We start from the raw sequence: 13080 nt of genomic DNA, 5'->3' as shown, positions 1-13080 counted from the left end.
GATGCCCGGGACAAGCCCGGGCATGACGTTGGGGCGGCAGATTGCTCCGCCGCCCGACGGCGTCAATTGACCTGCTCGTCCGAATAGACGCCCCAGAGGCGCTCCTGCTGGATCCAGCCGTCGAAGCCATTGCCGATGACGCGGCACCAGCCTGCGGCGCATTTCTTGACCTGGGTGACGACGCCGGCCTGGAGCTTGGCCGCAACCGCGCTGTCGGGATCGGGCCGGTCATAGATCGGGGCGAGGTCGTCCTTGTGCTTCATGGTGACGACCGCGGTGCGGCGGCCCGACAGCAGCGAATGATAGACCCAGCCCTCGGCGCCTTCGGAATCGCGCACCCGGCGCCAATTCTCGAACTCGGCGGTAATTTCGACCGGCAGGCCGGCACGGGTGTAGACCCAGGCGACGTCATTGTCCTTGGTCGGGCCGGCGCGGACGTTCACGTGATCCGATTTGAGGCTGACATAGCGCGGCACCGGCAAGCCGCTGGTGGTCTGCGGGGTATTGTCCTTCGCCGCATGCGAGGGCCCGACCGAGGCGCTCAACCAAGTGCAAACGAGCGCCATCACCCAACAAAAACGCCCCAACGCCATCAACCCGTCTCCTTCGAAGACCCGGCACACCGGGCCCTCACCCCAAATTCCAAAACCCTGCCGCGCCTGCCCTTCTCCCCGCCCCACGCGGGTTCCAAGCCTTGAGCCGTGGTTCTTGTCTTGGCCCGGCCTTCTGCTAGAGAGAACGGGCACTTGAGCAACCAATTGGCCCCGATTTTCCGGCCGGAAATGTCGGGTGAGCTTGGAGGAAACGCCGGGGACGGACACGGCAAGGGCAGTGTCGAACAACCGGGTTAATGAGGCCTCAACGACCGGCCTTTGGCGACAGAGGCGGCCTGCGATGTCTCATGAGAGCAGGACATGTCGGTGAAGAAAAAGCCCCTCGTCGTGGTGACGCGCAAGCTGCCGGATTCGATCGAGACGCGGATGCGCGAGCTGTTCGACGCGCGGATCAATCTCGACGACACGCCGATGTCGCCCGAGCAGATCGCGGAAGCCGCCCGCACCGCCGACGTGCTGGTTCCGACCGTGACCGATCACATCAGCGCCGAGGTCGTCAACCAGCCCGACTGCAAGCTCCGCCTGATCGCCAATTTCGGCAATGGCGTCGACAATATCGACGTCGCAGCCGCCCATGCCCGCGGCATCACCGTCACCAACACGCCGAAGGTGCTGACCGAAGACACCGCCGACATGACCATGGCGCTGATCCTCGCGGTGCCCAGGCGCATGATCGAAGGCGCCTCGATCCTGACCGAAGGCAAGCCCTGGGCCGGCTGGTCGCCGACCTGGATGCTCGGTCACCGCATCGGAGGCAAACGCCTCGGCATCATCGGCATGGGCCGCATCGGCCAGGCGGTGGCGCGCCGCGCCCGCGCCTTCGGCCTGCAGATCCACTATCACAATCGCCGTCCCGTCGCCCCCGTGATCGCCGAGGAGCTAGGGGCGACCTATTGGGAAAGCCTCGACCAGATGCTGGCGCGGATGGACATCATCTCGGTGAACTGCCCGCACACGCCGGCGACCTATCACTTGCTCTCGGCGCGGCGGCTGAAGCTGATCCGCAAAGACGCCTATATCGTCAACACCGCGCGCGGCGAGGTCACCGACGAGGACACGCTGATCAAGCTGATCGAAGGCGGCGAGATCGGCGGCGCCGGCCTCGACGTCTACGAGCACGAGCCCGCGGTCAATCCGAAGCTGGTGCGGCTCGCCAGAGCCGGCAAGGTGACGCTGCTGCCGCATATGGGCTCGGCCACGATCGAAGGCCGCGTCGAGATGGGCGAGAAGGTGATCATCAACATCCGCACCTTCCTCGACGCCCACAAGCCGCCGGACCGCGTGCTGCCGAGCATGCTTTGAGGTTTACTTCCCGCGCCCTTCGCGCTTGCGCCAATCCGCAACGAAATCGATGAACGCGCGCAGCGCTGGCGGCGTCTGGCGCCGGCTCGGATAATACAGGAACGGGCCTGGAAACGGCTCGCACCATTCTTCCATCAGGCTGATCAGATCGCCCGACTTCACGGCATCGCCAACATAGCCGTCGAGCGTGGCCCAGATGCCGACGCCGTCGAGCGCGGCGCGCATCGCAAGATTCATATTGGTCGAGATCAGCTTCGCCGGCGGATCGACCTTCACCACCTGCCCGGCTCTCTCGAATTCCAGATCGTGCATGACGCCGCTCGAATAGCGTGCGCGGATGCAATCATGGTCGAGCAGGTCCTTCGGATGCTTCGGCCTGCCGCGCCGCGCGATGTAACCGGGCGAAGCGACCACGACGTAGCTCTGTGGGCCGCTCAGCGGGATCGCCACCATGTCCTGCGCGAGATGCTCGCCATAGCGCACGCCGGCGTCATAGCCCCCGCTCACGATGTCGACGAAGCCGCTTTCGCTGACGATGTCGAGATCGACCTGCGGATGGGCACTCAGGAACGGCCCGGCCAGCGGCGCCAGCACCAGATCGACCGCGGGCGGCGGCGCATTGATGCGCAGGCGGCCCGAGGCGACCCCGCGCAGGTCCCGGACCTGCTCCAGGGCATCGCCGACATCGCGTAGCGCCGGTGCGACGCGCGACAACAGCAGCTCGCCCGCCTCGGTCAGCGCGACGCTGCGGGTCGTGCGGTTCATCAGGCGCACGCCGAGACGTTCCTCCAGGTCCCGCAGCCGTTGGCTAAGGCTCGATACGGACACGCGAATTTCGACCGCCGCGCGCCGGAAATTCCGGGTGCGGGCAACCGCCACGAAGACATCGAGATCGCGCAAATCGGGCTCGGCCATTGTTCGTCAATGTGAACAAGTCGTTCTGGATTGTCCAGCTTATCAGCGCAATCGCTCTGGCTCATATCTGGCCTCGTGACGCGGCGCAGCCGCCTTTTCGAGGATGATCATCATGGAACAGCGCAAACTCGGTTCAACCGGCCCGACCGTCTCCACATTCGGCCTCGGCTGCATGGGCATGTCGGAGGTCTACGGCGCCGCCGATCGCGGCGAGGCCATCGCCACGGTGCACGCGGCGCTCGACGGCGGCATCACCCTGCTCGACACCGGCGATTTCTACGCCATGGGGCACAACGAGATGCTGTTGCGGGACGCGCTGAAGGACGTGCCGCGCGACAAAGTGCAGCTCAGCGTCAAGTACGGCGCGCTGCGCGGCCCCGCCGGTGAATTCGCGGGAATGGACACGAGGCCGGCGGCGACAAAGAACTTCCTCGCCTATTCGCTGCAGCGCCTCGGCACCGACTATGTCGACATCTACCGTCCCGCGCGTCTCGATCCCAATGTGCCGATCGAGGAGACCATCGGCGGTCTCGCCGATCTCGTGAAGGCCGGTTATGTCAGGCATATCGGCCTGTCCGAGGTCGGCTCCGACACCATCCGCCGCGCGCATGCGGTGCATCCGATCGCCGATCTCCAGATCGAATATTCGCTGATCGAGCGCAGCATCGAACGCGATATCCTGAAGACCTGCCGCGAGCTCGGCATTGGCATCACCGCTTACGGCGTGCTCGCGCGCGGCCTGATCAGCGGTCACTGGTCGAAGGACTCAGGCAGGGCCGGCCGTGACTACCGGCTGATGACGCCGCGCTTCCAGGGTGCGAACCTCGATACCAATCTCGCGCTGGTGGAGCAGCTGCGCGCAATCGCGAACGAGATCGGCGCAACGCCGGCACAGGTTGCGATCGCCTGGGTCGCTGCACAGAACAACGCGATCGTGCCGCTGGTTGGCGCCCGCACCCGCAACCGCCTCAGCGAAGCGCTTGGCACAACGAAGGTGACGCTGACGCCGGTGCATGTCGCGGCGCTGGCCAAGGCGTTTCCACCCAATATCGCGGCCGGCACGCGCTACCCGGCCGAGCATATGGCGCATCTCGACAGCGAGAAGCCGGCGACGGCGTAACCGCGGCGATCAGGTGCGATGGACGCTGAGATCCTCGAACACGGGCCCGTCGCCGTTGAGCGGATTGGCGGGATCGCGTGAATAGCGCAGCGTCTCGAAGCGCATCGCGCGCGCATCGATCATCAGGAGGCGGCCGACGAGGCCGTCGCCGAAGCCGACGATCTCGCGGATGGCCTCCAGCGCCATCATCGAGCCGAGCACGCCCGCGAGCGCGCCCATGACGCCGGCCTCTGCACAGGCCGGCACCGTGCCGGGCGGCGGCGCTTCCGGAAACAGGCAGCGGTAGGTCGGATTGAACTCGCCCTGCTCGTTCGTCTCATGCGCGCGGATGGTGGTCAGCGAGCCGTCGAAGGTGCCGAGCGCCGCTGATATCAGCGGCCGCTTGGCGAAGAAGCAGGCATCGGAAACGAGATAGCGCGTCGAGAAATTGTCGGAGCCGTCGAGCACCAGGTCGTAATCGCCGATCAGGCCGAGCGCGTTATCCGCGTTGAGCCAGGTGGCGTGACCGATGAAGCGGACATGTGGGTTGAGCGCCGCGATCCGCTCGGCGGCACTCTCGACCTTGTGCCGCCCGATATCGGGCGTCGTATGGATCACCTGACGCTGCAGGTTGGACAGCGACACCACGTCGTCGTCGACCACGCCGAGCGTGCCAACGCCGGCGGCGGCCAGATACATCAGCGCGGGCGCGCCGAGCCCGCCGGCGCCGATCACCAGCACCGAGGCCCGCTTCAGCGCCGCCTGGCCGGGGCCGCCGACGTCGCGCAACACGATGTGGCGGGCATAGCGTTCGAGTTCGTCCGGGCTCAGCATCGTCGTACGCCTCTCCTACCAAGCCGCCGCTCTCAACCCTCATGGTGAGGAGGCGCAAAGCGCCGTCTCGAACCATGCAGGTCCCGATTTCGCCGCGGCCATCCTTCGAGACGCGGCCTCGAGGCCGCTCCTCAGGATGAGGATCTCAGCTCGCGGCCTCTACGCCACTGAACCACCGCAACATTGTTCGCGACCAACGAGATGTGCTTCAATCGCATGCTTTTCAATGTTTTGGCGTTCAACGGGCTGGCTGGATTTGTCATGAGATCGATGCTTGCGGCAACACTGATGTTGGCGGCTGCCACGGGCGCGCACGCCCAGATGACGACGCCCCAAGTGCCAGGCGCCACCCCGAAGACGGTCCAGACCGTTCCGGTCAAGCCCCCTGCGATGCAGACGCCGTCCGCGACGGCCGATGCCATGGCCAAAGCCGAGCGGCTGGCGCTCCAGTCCGACCTCGCCTGGGTCGGACAATATAACGGCGCCATCACCGGCGACGTCAGCGAGCGCATGGTCAACGCCATCAAGGAGTACCAGAAGGCCACGGGCGGCAAGCCGACCGGCGTGCTCAATCCGCAGGAGCGCACCGCGCTCACTGAGGCGGCACGCAAGAAGCAGGAGAGCGTCGGCTGGAAGATCGTGACGGAGCCGACCAGCGGCGCCCGGCTCGGCATTCCCGGCAAGCTGGTGCCGCAGCAGGCAAGCGACGCCAACGGCTCGAAATGGACCTCGCCGACAGGGACGGTGCAGGTGGTTCTCAGCCGCCGCAAGGAAGTGAGCCCGACCTCGGCCAAGCTCGCCGATCTCGAGAAGGAGCCGTCCGGCCGCAAGGTCGATTACACCGTGGTGAAGCCGGATTTCTTCGTGCTGTCGGGCTTGCAGGGCCAGAAGAAGTTCTACGTCCGCGGCACCTTCAAGGGTGACGAGGTCCGCACCATGACGATCCTCTACGACCAGGCGACAGAGAATACGGTCGAGCCGGTCGTGATCGCGATGTCGAGCGCGTTCAACGCGTTTCCGTCGGGACCGCCGGCCGGGCCGCCGCCGCGCAAGACCGTTGAATACGGCACCGGCATCGTCGTCAGCGAGGACGGCGCGATCGTCACCGACCGCCTCGTCACCGACGGCTGCCTTGCGATCACGATCGCCGGCCATGGCAGCGCCGACCGTCTCGCCGAGGACAAGGAGCACGATCTCGCGCTGCTGCGCATCTACGGCGCGCGCGACCTGAGGCCGCTCAGCCTCGCCGGAGGGGCCGCGAAGACCAATGTCGATGTCGTCGGCATCGCCGATCCGCAAAGCCAGGGCGGCGCCGCCGCCGTGTCGAACCTCAAGGCCGCGTTGACGCCGGCGATGAGCAGCAATTCCGCGCTCTCGCCGCCGCCAGCGGTCGGCTTCTCCGGCAGCCCAGCCGTCGACGGCGACGGCAAGTTCGCCGGCATCGCGCTGCTGAAGCCGGCGGTGGTCGCGGGACCCGCGACGTCGGTGCCGGCATCACAGGCGATGATGGTCTCTGCCGAGGCGGTGCGCGGGTTTCTCAAGGCGAAGGGCGTCAGCCCGAATGGCACGTCGACCGACGCCAAAGCCGCCGTCGTGCGCGTGATCTGCGTGCGCAAGTAGGTCTCGTGCCCCTGGACGCGTTGCAGCGCTTGCGCTGCCGCGCAGAGCCGGGGCACGGCCGTGAGGGCCACCTTACGTACGATTACGGAGCCGGTAATGGTACGGATTCGCTGGTATTCGCGATTCCGCCATCATCGTTACCGTTGATTCGGACCTCCGCGATCCCCTTTGGATCGGGCCGGCACGTCCTGAGCGAGAAGCGCTCAGCATCCAGAAGCGATGCACGTTCGCGTGGCGTATCCCTGACCCAGCACTCCAAAGGATTGACCTTCAATGCACACGATCGTACTGGCCACCCAAAAGGGCGGCAGCGGCAAGAGCACGCTCGCCGTCGGCCTCGCCTTGGCCGCCAAGCAGGCCGGCTTCACCGTCCGCCTGATCGAGACCGACCCGCAGGGCACCCTCTCCAACTGGCAGCGCCGCCGCTCTAGCGACGATCTCGTCGTCGAGCCGATCTATCACGCCGCCGATATCGCGCCGCGTCTCAAGATGCTCGCCGACAGCGGCCTCCAGCTCGCGATCGTCGACACCGCCGCCGGCCTCAGCGCCGCCACCACCGCCGCGATCCGCCATTCCGACCTCTGCCTGATCCCGGCCCGTCCCAGCGTCGCCGACATCGAGGCGACCGTCTCGACGCTCAGCGTCGCCCGCGCCTGGAAGCGGCCTTACAGCTTCGTGCTCAACCAGACGCCGATCCGCGGACAGCGCATCGACAACGCCGCGACCGCGCTCGCCGAGGAAGCCGCGCTCGATCTTGCCGAGGTGCTCGCGCGTCCGCTGATCGTGATGCGCAACGATCACCAGGACGCGCTTGCGAGCGGCCTTGCCGTGAGTGAATTCGCGCCGAACGGCAAATCGGCGGACGAGATCCGCGGCCTCTGGCGCTGGATCGAGACCCGGCTCGAGCTCGAAGCCACCACCAATGTCCTGATCGACCAGGTCATCTCGGCTGCGCACGGCATGCTGCAGATCGCTGCGGAACAGGCGGCGGACGAGACCACGGCACTGGCGTCCTGAGCGGGGCGATCGCTCGGACGACAGTCGGGCTCTTCGCCATCCGGTGAACGGGCCCAAGCGACGAAGCAGTTCGGCCACCAGCCCGGCCGGATTGCTTCGCCTCGTGCGTTGTAGCGAGGGCTCCCGTAGCCTGGATGAAGCGAAGCGCAATCCAGGAAGGTCTCTCCGCGGAGAGGCCGGCCCCGGATTACGCTGCGCTCCATCCGGGCTACGACGCTGCGGCAATCCCGACGGTCACTTTTGACATTTCGCGCACCAGAACGTCGAACGACCGTTCTGCACGAACCGCTTGATCGTGCCGCCGCAGCGCGGCGTCGTGCATTTTTCGCCTTCGCGGTCATAGACCCTGAACGAATGCTGGAAATAGCCGAGCTCGCCCGAGGTCTGGCGATGGTCGCGCAAGCTGGAGCCGCCGGCCTTGATGGCATCGTTCAGCACGGTGTGGATCGCGCCGACCAAGCGCTGCGCATGATCCGTCGGCTCGCCCTTCCTGGTGGATAGCGTCGCAGCAATGCGCCGCGGCGACAGATGCGAGCGGTGCAGCGCCTCGCAGACATAGATGTTGCCGAGCCCGGCCACCACGCGCTGGTCGAGCAGCGCGGCCTTCAGGCTCGTGGTCTTGCCTTGGCAGGAGCGCGCCAGCATCGCGGCGTCGAATTCGTTGCCGAGCGGCTCGGGGCCGAGCCCGCGCAGCAGCGGCTCGTCTTCGAGCGCGCCACGCGCAATAACTTTCATGTATCCGAAGCGGCGCGGATCGTTGAAGACGATGTCGGCGCCTGAGGACATCCGAAACAGCACGTGATCGTGCGCGGAATCCTTGGCCTTCGGATAATGAAACTCGCCTGGCTGAGCCTCGTTGTCCGGCTTGATGACGCGGAACGAGCCCGACATGCCCAGATGCATCAAGAGCACGTCGCCGGAGGCGAGATCGGCCATGAGATATTTTGCACGGCGCCCGAGGCCCGTGACGACTTGCCCCTTGAGCCGGGCCACGAAGTCGGGCTGGAACGGAAAGCGCAAATCCGGCCGGCGGGCCTCCGCATCGAGGATTTTCGCGCCCTCCATCACAGGCTGAAGGCCGCGGCGGACGGTCTCGACTTCGGGCAATTCAGGCATGGTCGGGCATTCACCTTATGAAGGCGGTGTGATAGCGCCATTGCGGCGGGCGGGCTATGGTCCGCCGAGTGGAGTAGAGTAATGGATCGGCCGGGCGAAACCACGCATTTTGGCTTCAGGGACGTTCCCCTCGGGGACAAGCAGACGCTGGTGAACGATGTGTTTCGCAGCGTGGCGTCGCGCTATGACCTGATGAACGATTTGATGTCCGGTGGCCTGCACCGGGTCTGGAAGGACATCCTGATCACCGCGCTGGATCCGCCGAGGGGCGACCGGCCGTTCGCGCTGCTTGACGTCGCCGGCGGCACCGGCGACATCTCGTTCCGCGCCGCCAAGGCCGCCGGCCCCGGCTTCCACGCCACGGTGTGCGACATCAATGCGGACATGCTGGCCGTGGGGCGCGAACGCGCCGCCAAGCGTCATCTGGACACCCAGGTCGATTTCGTCGAAGGCAATGCCGAATCGCTCGGCTTCGCCGATCGCAGCTTCGATGCCTATACGATCGCTTTCGGCATCCGCAACGTGCCCCGGATCGACCTTGCGCTGCGCGAGGCCTATCGCGTGCTGAGACCCGGCAGCCGCTTCCTGTGCCTGGAATTCTCCACTGTCGAGATGCCCGGCCTCGACAAGCTCTATGATCTGTTCTCGTTCAAGGTGATCCCCCCGCTCGGGCGCATGGTCACGGGCGACGCCGAATCGTACCAGTATCTCGTCGAGTCCATCCGCAAATTTCCGAAGCCCGCCGCCTTCGCCGACATGATCCGCGAGGCCGGCTTTGCCCGCGTCAGCTGGCAGACACTCTCCGGCGGCATCGTCGCATTGCATTCGGGCTGGCGTTTGTGATCTCTGCCGTCACCCACATTGCGCGCCTGATCCGCGCCGCGTTCGTGTTTGCGCACGAAGGCGTGTTCGGCGCGGTCGATCCGAGCCTGGTGCCGCCGCCGGGACAGCTCGCGCTGAAGCTGGCGCGCATCATCGAGCGCCGTGGCGCCAAGCAGGGACCGCGGATCTCGCGCGCGCTGACGCGGATGGGCCCGGCCTATCTCAAGCTCGGCCAGTTCCTGGCCACGCGCCCCGACGTGGTCGGCGTCATCATGGCGCGCGACCTCGAAAGCCTGCAGGACCGCCTGCCGCCGTTTCCGCAGCAGGAAGCCGAGGCCACGATCGCGACCTCGCTGGAACGGCCGCTGACGGACATCTTTGTGAGCTTCGGCCCGCCGGTCGCGGCGGCTTCGATCGCGCAAGTGCATCGCGGCGAGGTGGTGCGCGACGGCATCCGCAAGTCCGTCGCGATCAAGGTGCTGAGACCCAACGTCGCCGCGCGCTTCCGCCGCGATCTCTCCGATTTCTTCTACGTCGCGCACAAGGCTGAGGCCTATTCGGCCGAGGCGCGGCGCCTGCGCCTGATCGAGGTCATCAACACCATGTCGCGCTCGGTCGCGATGGAGATGGACCTACGGTTAGAGGCTGCCGCGCTGTCGGAGATGGCGGAGAACACGCGCGACGATCCCGATTTCCGCGTGCCCGCCGTCGACTGGGACCGCACCACGCACAACGTGCTGACGATGGAATGGATCGACGGCATCGCGCTGAACGATCACAAGCGCCTCGCCGAGGCGCGGGTCGACCTGCCCGATCTCGGCCGCAAGGTGATCCAGAGCTTCCTGCGCCACGCGCTGCGCGACGGCTTCTTCCACGCCGACATGCATCCGGGCAATCTGTTCCTGGATGACGCCGGCCGCCTCGTCGCGGTCGATTTCGGCATCATGGGCCGGCTCGGCATGAAGGAGCGGCGCTTCCTCGCCGAGATCCTGCTCGGCTTCATCACCCGCGATTATCGCCGCGTGGCCGAGGTGCATTTCGAGGCCGGCTATGTGCCCGCGCATCATTCGGTCGAGAATTTTGCCCAAGCCATCCGCGCCATCGGCGAGCCGATCCACAACCGCACGGCGGAAGAGATCTCGATGGCGCGGCTGCTCACGCTGCTGCTCGAGGTCACCGGCCTGTTCGATATGACGACGCGGCCCGAGCTGATCCTGCTGCAGAAGACCATGGTGGTGGTCGAGGGCGTGGCGCGCGGCTTCGATCCCAAGCTCGACATCTGGCGAATCGCCGACCCCGTGGTGCGCGAATGGATCGAGCGCAACCTCGGACCGATCGGCCGCATCGAGGGCGCCCTCACAGGGACCGGGGACATCGCGCGGGTCTTGATGCGCCTGCCTGAGATCGCCGAGCGGTCGGTGAAGGTGCTCGAGCAGCTCGAGACCATGACGCGGGAGGGCATCAGGCTGTCGCCGGAGAGCATCGCGGCGATGGGACGCAGCGAGGGCCGCAAGAACCGCTGGCGCACCGTGGCGCTCTGGATCATCGCCGCGACCTTCATCGGGATTCTGATCGCCGTCCGGAATCTGTGATTGCATTGCAATCACTGGAGTGATAGCATCGCTATCATTCCGTGCCGGAGGGCGTCATGGCAAGCCTGACAATCCGCAAGCTCGACGACGCCGTCAAAACCTATTTGCGGCTGCGCTCGGCCAAGAACCACAGGTCGGTCGAAGAGGAGGTCCGGGTCATCCTGCGGGAGCTGATCGAGGGCCGCGAGGAGCCGCTGACGCCGTTTGCGGTGCCCTCCGCCGCCCCGACGCCGCAGCGAGGCGGCGCCGTTCCCGAGGTCAGCGTCACCCTGATCATCGGCGGCGGGATCGCGGCCTATAAGTCGCTCGACCTGATCCGCAGGCTGAAGGAGCGCCGCATCGAGGTCCGCTGCGTGCTGACCAAGGCGGCGCAGCAATTCGTGACGCCGCTGGCCGCGAGCGCCCTGTCGCATGAGCGCGTCTATACCGACCTGTTCGACCCGCAGAGCGAGTTCGATGCCGGCCATATTCGCCTCGCGCGCGATTGCGACCTGATCGTGGTGGCGCCGGCCACGGCCGACCTGATGGCGAAGATGGCGAACGGTCATGCCGACGATCTCGCCAGCGCCATCCTGCTTGCGACCAACCGCAAGGTGCTGCTGGCACCGGCGATGAATCCGCTGATGTGGAGCAACGCGGCGACGCGCCGCAACGTCGCCCAGCTCCAGCGCGACGGCGTTGTGCTGATCGGCCCGAATGCGGGCGAGATGGCCGAGGCCGGCGAAGCCGGAACGGGCCGCATGTCGGAAGCCATCGAGATCGCCAATGCCGCCGAGCGCCTGCTGCGGCCGCCGACGCCGAAGCCGCTCGCGGGCACGCGCGTGCTGATCACCGCCGGTCCCACCCATGAGGCGATCGACCCGGTGCGCTATATCGCCAACCGCTCCTCCGGCAAGCAGGGCTTTGCCATTGCCGCCGCTGCACAGGCCGCGGGCGCCGAGGTTACTCTGGTGAGCGGTCCGGTCGACCTCGACGATCCCCCGGGCGTGACGGTGAAGCATGTCGAATCGGCGCGGCAGATGCTGGAGCAGGTCAAGGCCGCGCTTCCCACCGACGTCGCGATCTTCGCCGCCGCAGTCGCCGACTGGCGCGTCGCCAATGAAGGCGAGCAGAAGCTGAAGAAAACCGCGGCCGGCATGCCGCCGCTGCAATTGGTCGAGAACCCCGACATTCTCGCCACCATCTCCAAGCTCGCCGACAAGCGCCCGAGGCTCGTGATCGGCTTTGCCGCCGAGACCGAGCACCTCATCGACAACGCCAAAGCAAAATTCGCGCGCAAGGGCTGCGACTGGATCGTCGCCAACGACGTCTCGCCCGCCACCGGCGTGATGGGCGGCGACCGCAACACGGTCCACCTGCTCAGCCGCAAGACCGGTGCGCCGGACGGCGAGATTGCAGTTGATTCCTGGCCGCCGATGACCAAGGAACAGGTCGCCGTCGAACTGGTCGCGCAGATCGCGAAAAGCGTGAGCGGCAAATCCCTGGAGTCCGCATCTTGAGCACGAAGGTGACCGTCGAGCTGCAACGCCTCGCCCACGCTGAGGGCCTGCCGCTGCCGGCCTATCAGACCAGCGAGGCCGCCGGCCTCGATCTGATGGCCGCGGTGCCGGACAACGAGCCCATGACGCTCGCACCAGGCCAATACGCGCTGGTGCCGACGGGCCTTGCCATCGCCTTGCCGCCGGGACACGAGGCGCAGGTGCGGCCGCGTTCGGGGCTGGCGGCCAAGCACGGCGTCACCGTGCTGAATTCGCCAGGCACGATCGATGCGGACTACCGCGGCGAGATCAAGGTGATCCTGATCAATCACGGCACCGCGTCGTTCGTGATCAAGCGCGGCGAGCGCATCGCCCAGATGGTGATCGCGCCGGTGCTGCAGGCCGCGCTGGTTCCCGTCGCCACATTGTCGTCGACCGACCGCGGCGCCGGCGGTTTTGGTTCTACCGGGCGCTAACCCAAGACAACTCCAGCCGAATCATCCGCAGAATCACGCGCCTTGGAACCGCGCGGCCCGCATTTTTTTGGGGCCGCCTTTGCGTTCACGATCTGGACTCTTACCGGCGGAGTCGCGGTGAGGGTATTGTCTTTTGATTCGCGCGCGACGGGGGTCGCCGCGCGCAGATTCGTGCGGTCTTGAATTTCCGCGTCT

At 66.4% G+C, this 13080-nt stretch carries 12 protein-coding genes; 8 read left to right on the top strand and 4 right to left on the bottom strand.

Annotated features, from left to right (window positions below; genetic code table 11):
- Positions 1–62: 62 nt before the first annotated feature.
- Positions 63–593 (bottom strand): SH3 domain-containing protein, encoded by a 531-nt coding sequence (locus I6F24_RS31570; RefSeq protein WP_036009040.1) that lies wholly within the window; start codon positions 591–593, stop codon positions 63–65.
- A 321-nt stretch (positions 594–914) separates the two neighbouring features.
- On the opposite strand from I6F24_RS31570, the gene I6F24_RS31565 reads away from it, so the two are divergent.
- Positions 915–1916, top strand: a complete 1002-nt coding sequence (locus I6F24_RS31565) for a D-glycerate dehydrogenase (RefSeq protein ID WP_036009043.1) — start codon at positions 915–917, stop codon at positions 1914–1916.
- 3 nt (positions 1917–1919) lie between these two features.
- Here the strand turns inward: I6F24_RS31565 and I6F24_RS31560 are convergent, their stop codons facing one another.
- A complete protein-coding gene (locus I6F24_RS31560) occupies positions 1920–2831 on the bottom strand; it encodes a LysR family transcriptional regulator (protein ID WP_225151995.1) in 912 nt (303 codons plus the stop codon).
- A gap of 112 nt (positions 2832–2943) precedes the next feature.
- On the opposite strand from I6F24_RS31560, the gene I6F24_RS31555 reads away from it, so the two are divergent.
- The gene (locus I6F24_RS31555) at positions 2944–3951 is read left to right on the top strand and encodes an aldo/keto reductase (protein ID WP_225151994.1); all 1008 of its coding nucleotides are present in this window, start codon (positions 2944–2946) and stop codon (positions 3949–3951) included.
- Between the two features lie 9 nt (positions 3952–3960).
- Here the strand turns inward: I6F24_RS31555 and moeB are convergent, their stop codons facing one another.
- Positions 3961–4764, bottom strand: a complete 804-nt coding sequence (gene moeB, locus I6F24_RS31550) for a molybdopterin-synthase adenylyltransferase MoeB (protein WP_225144095.1) — start codon at positions 4762–4764, stop codon at positions 3961–3963.
- Positions 4765–5025: 261 nt separating this feature from the next.
- Between moeB and I6F24_RS31545 the strand changes: the two genes are divergently transcribed.
- Together I6F24_RS31545 and I6F24_RS31540 are read left to right on the top strand one after the other, a co-directional pair.
- Positions 5026–6384, top strand: coding sequence for a serine protease (locus I6F24_RS31545; protein WP_225151992.1), 1359 nt, complete (start codon positions 5026–5028; stop codon positions 6382–6384).
- A 273-nt stretch (positions 6385–6657) separates the two neighbouring features.
- Positions 6658–7401, top strand: a complete 744-nt coding sequence (locus tag I6F24_RS31540; protein WP_225151990.1) for a ParA family protein — start codon at positions 6658–6660, stop codon at positions 7399–7401.
- Between the two features lie 234 nt (positions 7402–7635).
- Here the strand turns inward: I6F24_RS31540 and mutM are convergent, their stop codons facing one another.
- The gene (gene mutM / locus I6F24_RS31535) at positions 7636–8517 is read right to left on the bottom strand and encodes a bifunctional DNA-formamidopyrimidine glycosylase/DNA-(apurinic or apyrimidinic site) lyase (RefSeq protein WP_036009051.1); all 882 of its coding nucleotides are present in this window, start codon (positions 8515–8517) and stop codon (positions 7636–7638) included.
- An 81-nt stretch (positions 8518–8598) separates the two neighbouring features.
- Between mutM and ubiE the strand changes: the two genes are divergently transcribed.
- From ubiE to dut, 4 genes are read left to right on the top strand one after another with little or no spacing between them, the layout of a single operon-like run.
- On the top strand, positions 8599–9360 hold the full coding sequence (ubiE, locus tag I6F24_RS31530; RefSeq protein ID WP_225151988.1) for a bifunctional demethylmenaquinone methyltransferase/2-methoxy-6-polyprenyl-1,4-benzoquinol methylase UbiE: 762 nt from the start codon (positions 8599–8601) through the stop codon (positions 9358–9360).
- Complete coding sequence (gene ubiB, locus I6F24_RS31525; RefSeq protein WP_225142412.1) at positions 9357–10931, top strand: 2-polyprenylphenol 6-hydroxylase; 1575 nt, start codon at positions 9357–9359, stop codon at positions 10929–10931. Before ubiE ends, ubiB begins: the two co-directional genes overlap by 4 nt.
- 56 nt (positions 10932–10987) lie before the next feature.
- Positions 10988–12430, top strand: a complete 1443-nt coding sequence (gene coaBC, locus I6F24_RS31520; RefSeq protein ID WP_225151986.1) for a bifunctional phosphopantothenoylcysteine decarboxylase/phosphopantothenate--cysteine ligase CoaBC — start codon at positions 10988–10990, stop codon at positions 12428–12430.
- Positions 12427–12885 carry a dUTP diphosphatase gene (gene dut, locus I6F24_RS31515; RefSeq protein WP_225151984.1) on the top strand — a complete coding sequence of 153 codons (459 nt, stop codon included), beginning with the start codon at positions 12427–12429 and terminating at the stop codon, positions 12883–12885. Before coaBC ends, dut begins: the two co-directional genes overlap by 4 nt.
- The last annotated feature ends 195 nt before the right edge of the window (positions 12886–13080 follow it).

It is taken from the genome of Bradyrhizobium sp. BRP23, assembly GCF_020194135.1.
Classification (GTDB): domain Bacteria; phylum Pseudomonadota; class Alphaproteobacteria; order Rhizobiales; family Xanthobacteraceae; genus Bradyrhizobium; species Bradyrhizobium yuanmingense.
The sequence above is the reverse complement of the archived record's forward strand: the minus strand, read 5'-3'. Positions and strand labels throughout refer to the sequence as shown.

Bases quoted from the DNA above. Each gene is read 5' to 3' on its own strand.
- I6F24_RS31570 (WP_036009040.1), bottom strand. From the start codon at position 593: ATGGCGTTGGGGCGTTTTTGTTGGGTGATGGCGCTCGTTTGCACTTGG.
- I6F24_RS31565 (WP_036009043.1), top strand. From the start codon at position 915: ATGTCGGTGAAGAAAAAGCCCCTCGTCGTGGTGACGCGCAAGCTGCCG.
- I6F24_RS31560 (WP_225151995.1), bottom strand. From the start codon at position 2,831: ATGGCCGAGCCCGATTTGCGCGATCTCGATGTCTTCGTGGCGGTTGCC.
- I6F24_RS31555 (WP_225151994.1), top strand. From the start codon at position 2,944: ATGGAACAGCGCAAACTCGGTTCAACCGGCCCGACCGTCTCCACATTC.
- moeB (WP_225144095.1), bottom strand. From the start codon at position 4,764: ATGCTGAGCCCGGACGAACTCGAACGCTATGCCCGCCACATCGTGTTG.
- I6F24_RS31545 (WP_225151992.1), top strand. From the start codon at position 5,026: ATGAGATCGATGCTTGCGGCAACACTGATGTTGGCGGCTGCCACGGGC.
- I6F24_RS31540 (WP_225151990.1), top strand. From the start codon at position 6,658: ATGCACACGATCGTACTGGCCACCCAAAAGGGCGGCAGCGGCAAGAGC.
- mutM (WP_036009051.1), bottom strand. From the start codon at position 8,517: ATGCCTGAATTGCCCGAAGTCGAGACCGTCCGCCGCGGCCTTCAGCCT.
- ubiE (WP_225151988.1), top strand. From the start codon at position 8,599: ATGGATCGGCCGGGCGAAACCACGCATTTTGGCTTCAGGGACGTTCCC.
- coaBC (WP_225151986.1), top strand. From the start codon at position 10,988: ATGGCAAGCCTGACAATCCGCAAGCTCGACGACGCCGTCAAAACCTAT.